The sequence below is a fragment of the Bacteroidota bacterium genome (assembly GCA_019637975.1).
Taxonomy (GTDB): domain Bacteria; phylum Bacteroidota; class Ignavibacteria; order UBA10030; family UBA6906; genus CAADGV01.
Window position 1 is genome coordinate 58,429 of record JAHBUR010000006.1, and the last position, 10,820, is coordinate 69,248.

Annotated in this window: 8 protein-coding genes; 7 read left to right on the top strand and 1 reads right to left on the bottom strand. The window is 52.4% G+C overall.

The window, feature by feature from the left end; translation table 11 throughout:
- The first annotated feature begins 133 nt into the window (after positions 1-133).
- From metK to KF749_04545, 7 genes are all read left to right on the top strand, one after another.
- On the top strand, positions 134-1,294 hold the full coding sequence (gene metK, locus KF749_04515) for a methionine adenosyltransferase (protein ID MBX2990417.1): 1,161 nt from the start codon (positions 134-136) through the stop codon (positions 1,292-1,294).
- A 48-nt stretch (positions 1,295-1,342) separates the two neighbouring features.
- Positions 1,343-2,623, top strand: coding sequence for an adenosylhomocysteinase (locus KF749_04520; GenBank protein ID MBX2990418.1), 1,281 nt, complete (start codon positions 1,343-1,345; stop codon positions 2,621-2,623).
- 361 nt (positions 2,624-2,984) lie between these two features.
- Entirely contained in the window at positions 2,985-6,155 is a 3,171-nt protein-coding gene (locus KF749_04525) for a hypothetical protein (GenBank protein MBX2990419.1), read from the top strand.
- 118 nt (positions 6,156-6,273) lie between these two features.
- Positions 6,274-6,906, top strand: coding sequence for a response regulator transcription factor (locus KF749_04530; GenBank protein ID MBX2990420.1), 633 nt, complete (start codon positions 6,274-6,276; stop codon positions 6,904-6,906).
- Between the two features lie 110 nt (positions 6,907-7,016).
- Entirely contained in the window at positions 7,017-8,405 is a 1,389-nt protein-coding gene (locus KF749_04535) for a T9SS type A sorting domain-containing protein (protein ID MBX2990421.1), read from the top strand.
- Between the two features lie 26 nt (positions 8,406-8,431).
- Positions 8,432-9,313, top strand: a complete 882-nt coding sequence (locus tag KF749_04540) for a T9SS type A sorting domain-containing protein (GenBank protein ID MBX2990422.1) — start codon at positions 8,432-8,434, stop codon at positions 9,311-9,313.
- 23 nt (positions 9,314-9,336) lie between these two features.
- Positions 9,337-10,311 (top strand): OmpA family protein, encoded by a 975-nt coding sequence (locus tag KF749_04545; GenBank protein MBX2990423.1) that lies wholly within the window; start codon positions 9,337-9,339, stop codon positions 10,309-10,311.
- 57 nt (positions 10,312-10,368) lie between these two features.
- Here KF749_04545 and KF749_04550 read toward each other — a convergent pair whose 3' ends face one another.
- Entirely contained in the window at positions 10,369-10,779 is a 411-nt protein-coding gene (locus tag KF749_04550; protein MBX2990424.1) for a response regulator, read from the bottom strand.
- Between the last annotated feature and the right edge of the window lie 41 nt (positions 10,780-10,820).

A 10,820-nucleotide genomic window follows, 5' to 3' on the forward strand; every position in this document is an offset into this window, starting at 1 on the left:
AGATCAGAAACGACAGCATGTCGTCGACTGCCTGCATTTCAGCGGTACTTCCCCGGTAAGCGGCTGTTCGAGGTCTTGTCGAACTCCAATTCGGATTTGTTATTCACTATTCTTCTATTTAGAAAGGCATACTATGTCGTACCTCTTCACCTCGGAATCTGTTTCGGAAGGTCATCCCGATAAGGTTGCCGACCAGATTTCCGATGCTATTCTTGACGAGATGTTGAAACAAGATCCAAACTCCCGCGTAGCGTGTGAGACACTCGTTACCACGGGGCAGGTTGTCGTTGCAGGCGAAGTCACCACGAATGCCTGGGTGAATATCCCCGATGTTGTCCGGCAAGTGATACGAGAGATCGGGTATACGAAAGCTGAGTATATGTTCGAGGCACATTCGTGCGGCGTTCTGACTGCCCTTCATTCCCAATCTGCCGATATTGCTCGTGGCGTAAACTCCGGCAAGAAGAAGAAACAAGGCGCCGGTGATCAGGGAATGATGTTCGGCTACGCCACGAACGAAACGCCTGAGTATATGCCGATGGCTATTTTGTTTTCGCATCAGCTCGTGAAGAAGCTCGCCGATATCCGCAAGAACAATCCGAAGTTGATGCCCTACCTGCGTCCCGATTCGAAATCCCAGGTTACTGTCGAATACAACGGCAGGCGTCCTGTGCGTGTTCATACCGTTGTCATTTCCACCCAACATGACGGCAATGTTTCGCAGGAGAGAATCAAGCGTGATGTTGTCCGGTATGTGGTGAACGAGGTTATCCCGGCACATTTGCGTGACAAGAATTTGATTGTACACGTCAATCCGACTGGCAAGTTCGAAATCGGTGGCCCGCATGGCGACAGCGGACTGACGGGTCGAAAGATCATTGTCGATACTTACGGCGGACGGGCGCCTCACGGCGGCGGCGCGTTTTCGGGGAAAGATCCTTCGAAGGTTGACCGTTCCGCAGCCTACGCGGCACGACACGTTGCGAAGAACATTGTTGCCGCCGGGCTTGCGGATGAGTGTCTGATTCAGGTCGCGTATGCCATCGGTGTTGCCGAACCTGTGTCGGTACATGTCAATACGCAGGGAACCGGACGCATCCCCGACCTCGAACTTGAGCGCATCGTCAAGCAAGAAGTGGATTTGACTCCGGCAGGATTGATTACGCGTCTCAAACTGAAACGTCCAATCTACAAAAAGACAGCAGCGTACGGACATTTCGGACGCAACGACAAGGATTTTACGTGGGAGAATTTGGACCTCGTGAATACGCTGAGAAAAGCGGCACGCGCGTAGCATCGACTTTCAATCATCATCAAACAATTATTTCAACAGAAGGAACACATGAATCACAAACCGGGGAAATTCAAAGTCAAGGATATCAAGCTCGCTGCCGAAGGAGACAGGCTGATTGATTGGGCGGAATCACGCATGCCTGTGATGATGGCGTTGCGTGAGCAGTACAGCAGAACAAAACCATTGAAGGGCTATCGCATTGCGGGCTGCTTGCACGTAACGAAGGAAACCGCCGTTCTGGTGAAGACGCTTGTTGCGGCCGGTGCCGAGGTCAGTTGGAGTGGATGCAATCCGCTTTCAACGAACGACGCAGTTGCAGCCTCGCTCGCAAAGCAGGGAATCTCGATCTTCGCATGGCACGGCATGAATGTGAAGGAATTCTACTGGTGCATTGAAGAGACGCTGAAGTTCCATCCGAATCTCACGCTCGACGACGGCGCCGATCTCATCTTCACTATTCACAAGAACCATCCCGAGTTTGCCGAGAAATATGTGATTGGCGGAACGGAAGAAACCACCACCGGTGTGCATCGCCTGCGCGCAATGGCGGCCGACGGCGCGCTGAAGTATCCCGTCATCGCCGTGAACGATGCCGAAACGAAATGGGATTTTGATAACGTGTACGGAACGGGACAGTCAACGCTCGACGGCGTGTTGCGGGCGACCAGCGTTCTGCTCGCGGGCAAGAACCTCGTCGTTGCGGGCTACGGACATTGCGGCAAGGGAGTGGCAATCCGTGCCCAAGGCCTTGGGGCCAATGTGATTGCAACAGAAGTGAAGCCGACCGCCGCATTGAAAGCAACGCTCGACGGCATGCGTGTGATGAAGATGGACGATGCGGCAAAAATCGGCGACATCTTCATTACTGCCACCGGCGTGAAGGATATCATCGTGAAACGTCACTTCGAGAAAATGAAGGATGGCGCAATTGTTTGCAACACCGGACACTACGATTGCGAAATCAATCTCACGGATCTTGCCAAGCTTACCAAAAGCAAGCGTCTCATTCGTGACAACAACATCGAATACACGCTGAAGAACGGAAAGAGGGTGTACATTCTGGCGGAAGGCCGTCTCGTGAATCTCGCGGCGGCTGAAGGACATCCGTCAGAAGTGATGGATATGTCGTTTGCAAACCAGTTCTTGTCCCAAGTCAGGCTGGCAACGGCACACAAGAAGGGGCGCAGATTGGAGAACGGCGTTCACGACATCCCGACTGAACAGGATCAAATGATCGCCGGCGTAAAGCTGAAGACGATGGGCTATTCGATTGATAAGCTCACGCCCGAGCAAGTCAAGTATAACGCGGATTACAGCGCGGGGACATAGGTTCCGGATACCGGCATGATCAAAAAACAAAAGGCGACCTCATAAAGGTCGCCTTTTTTGTGTGTGCCCGGCAGTGTCTTACAGGAACAGGAACGCAAAAACAGCTCAATTTAGAAACCATCGTCAGGCTGAGCGAAGTCTCCCGTAGGCATCCATTTGGGAGAAGCCCGCCATTGTTGTCGGAACACGGTTCGACTACGCTCGCTTTGACCGGTTACTGAAACTAATGCGTACCCGACGACGCTTCCCGGTTGTTCTTTTCCGCGGTTTTCCTACATTATCTACCAATTCCGACCATCCAATATCCAAGTTCCGGTAACAATTGCGCTATCTCCACTCTTTCATTCTTATCGGATTTTATGTGGCGTCCTTCTCGCAGCCGCGTGATCTTCGTTTCGTTCCGTTGAATGCAGATGACGGCCTTTCTCAAAACACCATCAACAGCATCTATCAGGATCGCAGCGGGTTCATCTGGTTCGGAACGCAGGATGGATTGAACAGGTATGACGGTCACACATTCAAGACATATCGCCATGAACCGGGAAATGCAAACTCCCTCAGCAACAACTATATCTGGGCGATTCATGAGGATCACCAAAGGATTTTGTGGATCGGGTCGTTCGGCGGCGGGCTGACGCGTTTCGATCCGGCAACGGAAGTTTTCACAAACTTCACACACGACGCGAAGAATCCGCAAAGTCTTTCCAACAACAATGTTTTCGCCATTGCCGAGTATCCCGAAGGAACCCTCTGGCTCTGTACCGATGACGGACTGAACAAGTTCGACACCCGCACAGGCGCAACCTCCCGCTATCTCAACAAGACGGACAACTCCACTGCCGCACGACACACTTCGGCTGTGGCAATTCAGCCGCCCGAACACGTTTGGGCAAGTCTCTCCAACATCCTCTTCCGGCTAAACATTGCAACGGGAACAGCGGATACGTTCAGAACAGCTCCCGCCACCTCAACCGTTATGGGATTCATCACGCAACTCACCTTCCGCAACGACAAACTCCGGATTATGTGCGAAGCCGGGATGATTGAGTACAATGTTCCTACGAATACAAGTTCATTTGTAGATAGAAAAGAGATTGCAGACGGCACGCTCAGCTTGCGGCGCGTGCTTCATGATCCAAACGGGTACGTTTGGTTCGGAACGAACAACGGACTTGTTCTCTGCGACTCAAGCTACAACACGCTTGTGCACGCAACGCACGAATCCGACAACAAACACTCCCTTACGAACAGCTTCGTTCTTTCCCTTTTTCAATCGAGAGAAGGGATTGTGTGGGTCGGTACGAGGGACGGACTGAACAGATTGGACGCCGTCAAAGGAAATTTCCAAACTCTCCGGCGTAAGACAAATTCCTCCAACACACTCAGTCACAGAACAGTGAGAAGGGCAATAGAGGATGCGAGAGGTATTCTCTGGATCGGAACAGTTGACGGACTCGATGCGTACGACAGAAGCCGAAACTCCTTCACGTCATTCAAGCATGAGCCTTCAAACACGAACACCATCAGTTCAAGCTACATCCTGCATCTCTATGAAGACAGCAAACAGAACATCTGGGTCTCGACACGCGGCGGAGGGCTTAACCGCCTGTCATTCCCCAATGGAGATTTGACGCGTGTGGTCGTGAGGAGATTTCCGGGTGGAGGGGCACAAGGATTACTTTCCGCTTCGGTGTATTGCGTGCTTGAAGATCGGAGCGGAACGATGTGGGTTGGAACGCAAGGGCACGGTCTGGCGAAGTATGTTGCGGAACAGGAGAAGTTTATCCATTTCTCCAGCGCATCCGACGGCACAGGGCCGAGCCATTCGTATGTCTATTGCATGCTCGAAGACAGGTTCGGCAACTTCTGGATTGGGACGCCAACCGGCGGCTTGAATCTGTTTGATCGCGAGAGCGGACGCTTCATCTATTTTCGAAATCATCCGGATAATCCTCACAGCCTCAGCAACAACATCGTACTTTCTCTGCACGAAGCTGCGAACGGGTCGTTGTGGGTTGGAACCTCGGGCGGGCTGAACAAGCTCACGATTCCACTGCGGCCGCATCTCTTTCGCCATTTTCAAGATTCGGCGGGATTTGAAACGGATTCCTTGTTTGTGGTGTACGGAAGGCATCACGGACTCCCGAACGAAGTCATTTATGGAATTCTCGAAGATGGAAAGGGACAACTCTGGCTCAGCACGAACCGCGGTCTCGCCGTGTTCGATCCCCGCCTCACGAATCCCGTGATCAAGCTGTACGATGCGAGCGATGGTTTGGCGGGAAACGAGTTCAACCAGGCCAGCTATTTCAAAAATGCGCGGGGAGAAATGTTCTTCGGCGGAACGGACGGGCTGACCTATTTCCATCCCGATAGTATCCGCGGGAATACTTATGTTCCGCCTGTTGTGTTCACGGAATTTCGCTTGTTCAACAAACCCGTTTCCGTTTCGGCTAAGTCGCCGCTGCGTCAGGCGATTCACCGGACTGACGTTCTTGAATTGTCGTATGATGACTACGTCGCTTCGTTCGACTTTGCTGCGCTGAGCTTTGTCAATCCTGAAAAAAATAAATACTCGTACAAACTGGAAGGCTTTGACAAGGAGTGGAGTCCGGCGAGTACACAGCATTCAGCGACGTACACGAATCTTAGTCCCGGCGACTATGTTCTGCGGGTGAAAGCGTCGAACAGTGACGGCGTCTGGAATGAAGAAGGCGCTTCGCTGCGGCTTTCGATTGCGCCGCCCCTCTGGCTTCGCTGGTATGCATACATCGCTTATGTCGGGATGTTCGTTGCAGGAGTGATGATGTTCGTTCGATATCGTGTGCGTTCAGCGAGACGTGAAATGGAAACAGAGACGAAAATCGAGCGGGCGAAGTTGCAGGAGCGCGAGGATGTTCGACGGCAAAGTTCCGCCGATTTTCATGACGAGGCAGGACACAAACTCACCAAGATTACGCTGTTCACGGAGCTTGCGAGAGGGGAAGCCGTGAATAATTCTTCTCTCAAAGAATATCTCGGCAGGATAGAAGAACAAACCAAGGAACTCTCCGCCGGGATGCGTGACTTCATCTGGGTACTCGATCCGGTGAAGGATTCCCTGTTCGAGACGGTGAGCAGATTGAAGGATTTCGGCAATGCGATGTTCGGATATACGGAGACATCGTTTGCCGTACACGGATTACGCGACATCATGAGCGCCATCCCTCTTTCGATGGAGAGCAGAAGGGCGTTGATGCTTATCTTCAAAGAAGCAATGAACAACTGCATGAAGTATGCGCGGGCAAAGAATGTTGTGCTGGAGGTCCGGCTTGACAATGACATGCTTGAGCTTTCGCTGCGGGATGACGGTGCGGGATTCGATTGCAGCAAAGCATCGGGTGGATACGGTATGACGACAATGCGTGACCGTGCGCGGAAACTCGGAGCAGAATTCACCGTCACATCATCCCCGGGAGAGGGAACAACGATTTCCCTTCACGCACCGCTTCATCTCTTTACAAAGGAGAAAGGAAGCAAACATGAGTCATGAGTCAAACCCTCAGAAACGCTCATGTCATGGATCGGCGTCATTGTTCACACTGCTATGAATGCCCCAAATGGGTAATTGATTCTCGCCGATATAGTTGACTACATTTGATTCCGGAGAAATGATGGAAGAAAATAACATTACCGTAACTATCGTAGAAGATGATCCGGAAATCCGGCAGATGCTGAGCCTGATTATTGACCGGTCGCCCGGGTTCTCGTGCAAACATGCATTCGGGGACTGCGAGGGCGCGATCGAGCCGGTGATGCGCAACAGACCCGATGTTGTGCTGATGGACATCGGCTTGCCCCGGATGTCCGGCATTGAGGCGGTGAGATTGCTGAAGGAATCCATGCCCGACACCGATTTCATTATGCTGACGATTCAGGATGACGACAATTCGGTGTTTGACTCATTATGTGCGGGGGCAACGGGCTATCTGCTGAAAGATACGCCCCCTGCCGAGCTTCTCCAATCCATCAGGGAGGTTCGAAACGGAGGCGCTCCAATGACGCCGAGTATTGCCCGGAGAATTGCCGGCTCATTCCGCCGTTCGGTGGAATCACCCCTCTCGTCCCGCGAAACTGAAGTCCTGCAAAAGCTCTGCAACGGCGACAACTACAAGACGATTGCGGATTCCCTCTTCATCTCCGGCAATACCGTTCGTGCCCACATCAAATCCATCTACCGGAAGCTTCACGTTACTTCCCGCGCACAAGCCGTAAGTACCGCCCTCCGCGACAAGCTCGTCTGACAAGAACTACTCATATGGGTAATTGTCTGCGTTGAGATTGCGCAGTACATTTATTCCACATCGGAAGTCCGTTCTTCGACACATCAACAACATTCTTTCGGAAGGGATATATGAGAAAGCAGCTACTCCTCGGTCTTGTGGTTTTCAGCCATGTCTCCGCGCTATCCCAGGTTCCCAATGAGAGCTTCGAGAATTGGGTTGGAACCGAACCGGTTGCCTGGACAACGAACAACGTTCCGGCAATCTCGGTATTTCCGATCACGCCATCTTCCACCAGTCATCACGGTATGCTTGCCATGAAGGGAGAAGTGGTTGATTTCATGAGCGCGGCAATTCCCCCGGTCGTCTACACGAACACGCAGCCACTCGGATTCCCTATTGACAAGAAGTTCCAGTGCCTGTACGGATATTTTCAGTATTCGCCTGTCGGGGGTGATGCCCTGAAGATCTCCGTAGGGATGACAAGAAACGGAGCCGCCGTTGGGGGAGGGGAACTTGTGATTGTCAATCCGCAAAACACATGGCAGGAGTTTGTTGTTGATATCAACTACATCTCCAACGACACCTCTTCCGTACCCGATCACTGCATGATCAATATTACGATCACAAACATCCCCGTTACACACGCAGGGTCGGCGTTTCTGCTTGACGCTCTTGCATTCTGCGGCGAGCAACTCTTTACTTCGTTTTCGACGTTCGGGTCGCATACTGTCATCTCGCAGAATTTTCTTGACCTCAGCGCGACAGCAGAAGGGGCGGATGATTTCGTCGTCCCGGCGGGAAGCCGCTGGACGTTGCAGGCGGTCGAGATACTTGGATCCTATACCCGGGGCGGGCAGGGATTCCAATCGGCAACAGTCAACGTGCGTGCCGACGACAACAACAAGCCGGGCCCGGTGATCTTCTCGGACACGACATTCATCAATCGCGGGCCGAACTTCTTCATCATTCTCAGGGATACGGTCGGGTTCGGTCCGGGACGGTATTGGTTGAACTTCGTCGTCAACATGCCGCGCGGCCCGGACACTTCATACTTCGGATGGGCGACAAGTGCGTCACAAGCGGGCGCACCATTCCACTGGCGCGATCCAAACAATATCCTCGGATTCAATGTGCCTGCCTGGGCTCCGGGTAATCAGAATGGTGTAGGCGGTGGCGATCCCGATCTTGTGTTTGAACTGTTGGGATACCAGCCGGGAACCACAGGCGTCGTTCGAACAGATGCGGGGTTGCCCGATGGATTTGCCCTTGGGCAGAACTATCCCAATCCGTTCAACCCGTCAACCAGAATAGTGTTTACCGTTCCGCAACAATCGCTGGTGACCCTGCGAGTGCACAATCTACTCGGTCAAATCGTGGCGACGCCGGTTCACGAAGAGTTGTCCCCGGGCGAGTATGCAGTCAACTGGAATGCCTCCGGGTTGTCAAGCGGCACGTATTTCTACTCGTTGACTGACGGGCAACGAATGCTGACCCGAAGAATGATACTTCTCAAATGATAGTACAAACAGAAAGGAGATAGACAATGTTACTTCGCTATTCACTCGCGGCCGTCCTCATCCTTGTGTGCTGGTATTCCGGCAGCGGTCAAGTTCCCAATGCCAGTTTCGAGAGTTGGAGCAGCGGGAATCCCGTGGATTGGTTCACGACGAACACCGGGTTCACCAACAACATCACTCAGTCTTCGATCGCTTACTCAGGTTCGTCCTCGGCGAAAGGTGAGATTGTCTCATTCTCCGGCGTACCTTTCATTCCGGGCCTTACCGCAGGGGGGGTGACGCAGCGTGTTCCCATTTCTCAAAATTACTCCGCGGTGACATGCTACTTTCAGTTTTTTCCCAACGTTCCCACCTTGACGATGAGCCTGTACATCGCAGTCAACTTCTTTGATGCACAAAGCAACATGACGGCGCAGGGAAGCCTTCTTGGCCCGTTCGGCACTACCTCGACGTGGCAACAACTCACCGTGCCGATGAACTACAGCGGCGGAAGCGGCCAACCCTCCACCTCTGCAAATATTCAGTTCACGATCAGCGGAACAGGAAACCCCACTCCGTCCGACATGATTGGATCGTACTTCCTGTTGGATAGTGTTGGATTGGTTCTGCCCACTGGCGTAAGAGAACAGCCCGGTGAAATCCCGGCCGAGTTTTCATTGGAGCAGAACTATCCCAACCCGTTCAATCCTTCAACCAACATCCGGTTTCAGATTCCGGAGGGGTCGGCAGTGAAGTTAACGGTTCATAACGTGTTGGGTGAGGAAGTGGCGACCTTGGTGAATGAAGCGCTGAATGCCGGCAGCTATGTCGCCGACTGGAATGCCACGGGAATGCCGAGCGGCGTGTATTTTTACACACTCAACACCAACGGCAGAGTGTTGACGAAGAAAATGATGTTGACGAAATGACTTTCCACAAACCGGGAATACGCATGAACCGTTTAGCATTGATTCCGCTTCTTGCTGCATTAAGCTGTGTAGCCTTCGCGCAAACCGACGTAACGGGAAGTGCGGACCATCCACTTGTGACGCGCTATCCCGGCTCGACAATCGGATACTATGAACAGCAGAACTTTGTGGAGTATTCGATTGCCACCGGTCCGGTCGTATCATACAAGACCATCAAGGACTGGAAGAAGGTGGAAGGGAAGTTGACGCGCATCTATTACATAGTGAAGGGTACGCAAACGTTGAATGAGGTCTATGGAAACTATGCTAACGCTTTCAGGAAGTCCGGTTTCAAGGAACTTGCCCGCGGGATCAAGCCCACAAGTGGTGCTTCAAATGAAATCGGCAGCAACATTTGGCTCGGCACGTTCTACGACAAGAACCCTTTTCCGACCGGGAAGAACATTCTTCTTCTTGCCGGTTCTTCAACATCGGCTGGCTCGTGCTATTGGGCGGGTGAGTTGACGACTGAAAAAGGAACGGTGTTTGCCGTTCTTGGCGGACATCAATACAGCGCCGATCAGAAGGTGTTTCTTCTTGACATCGTCGAACAATCTTCGATGGAGGATGATCTCATCACCGTCAACGCCGATGCGATTCTCAAAGGCATCAGGGCGACGGGCAAGTTTATCATCTACGGCATCTACTTCGATTTCGACAAGGCAGATGTGAAACCCGAATCGGAACCGACACTCACAGAAATCAGTAAGGTGTTGAAAAGCGATCCGTCACTCAGTCTTTACGTTGTCGGCCACACGGATATGAAGGGGAAACTCGAATACAATGTCGATCTCTCGAAGAGACGGGCTTCGGCTGTCGTGAAGGAGCTGATGACGAAGTACGGTATTGCATCAAACCGGCTGACACCCGACGGCGTGGGTCCGCTCGCACCGGTTGCCACCAACGAAACAGAAGAGGGGAGAAAGAAGAACAGAAGAGTGGAATTGGTAGCGAAGTAGTTGCAACGAAAAGGCGGCTCGCATAGGTCGCCTTTGTAGTGTCACTTCAAAACCCCGTTACCGTTTTTCTCGCAGTACTGCTTTTACAGAACTCAATAAATACTCCGCATCGAAGGGCGTGGGTATGTAATCACTCGCCCCCCGCTTCATAGCCTTGATTGCGGCAGACAGTCCTTCGATTCCGGTTATCATAATGACGCGTGTACGCATTTGCCGGTCGCGGATGAATTGCAGAACCTCGAGTCCCGACTTGCCGGGCAGCGCAACATCAAGTATTGCAAGGTCAAACCGTTCCTTCGACAGCCGGGCAATGGCATCGAGTCCGTTGCCCAGCACTTCGACACTATAGCCGGCACGGGCGAGTTCGGATTCAACAACCATTCTCAGTCCCTGCTCATCTTCAACCAGCAGAATCCGCCTTGAACTTTCCGTTGCGCCGCTGCGTCCTTTTTGAAGTTCCTGTTGCATGTTTCAGATGAATTTGTAAATTACAGCCATCCTCCCGAACA

What these genes read in the sequence shown, in the direction of transcription:
- KF749_04545 (MBX2990423.1), top strand. Translation starts at nt 9,337, where the DNA reads ATGAACCGTTTAGCATTGATTCCGCTTCTTGCTGCATTAAGCTGTGTA.
- metK (MBX2990417.1), top strand. Translation starts at nt 134, where the DNA reads ATGTCGTACCTCTTCACCTCGGAATCTGTTTCGGAAGGTCATCCCGAT.
- KF749_04520 (MBX2990418.1), top strand. Translation starts at nt 1,343, where the DNA reads ATGAATCACAAACCGGGGAAATTCAAAGTCAAGGATATCAAGCTCGCT.
- KF749_04535 (MBX2990421.1), top strand. Translation starts at nt 7,017, where the DNA reads ATGAGAAAGCAGCTACTCCTCGGTCTTGTGGTTTTCAGCCATGTCTCC.
- KF749_04550 (MBX2990424.1), bottom strand. Translation starts at nt 10,779, where the DNA reads ATGCAACAGGAACTTCAAAAAGGACGCAGCGGCGCAACGGAAAGTTCA.
- KF749_04530 (MBX2990420.1), top strand. Translation starts at nt 6,274, where the DNA reads ATGATGGAAGAAAATAACATTACCGTAACTATCGTAGAAGATGATCCG.
- KF749_04540 (MBX2990422.1), top strand. Translation starts at nt 8,432, where the DNA reads ATGTTACTTCGCTATTCACTCGCGGCCGTCCTCATCCTTGTGTGCTGG.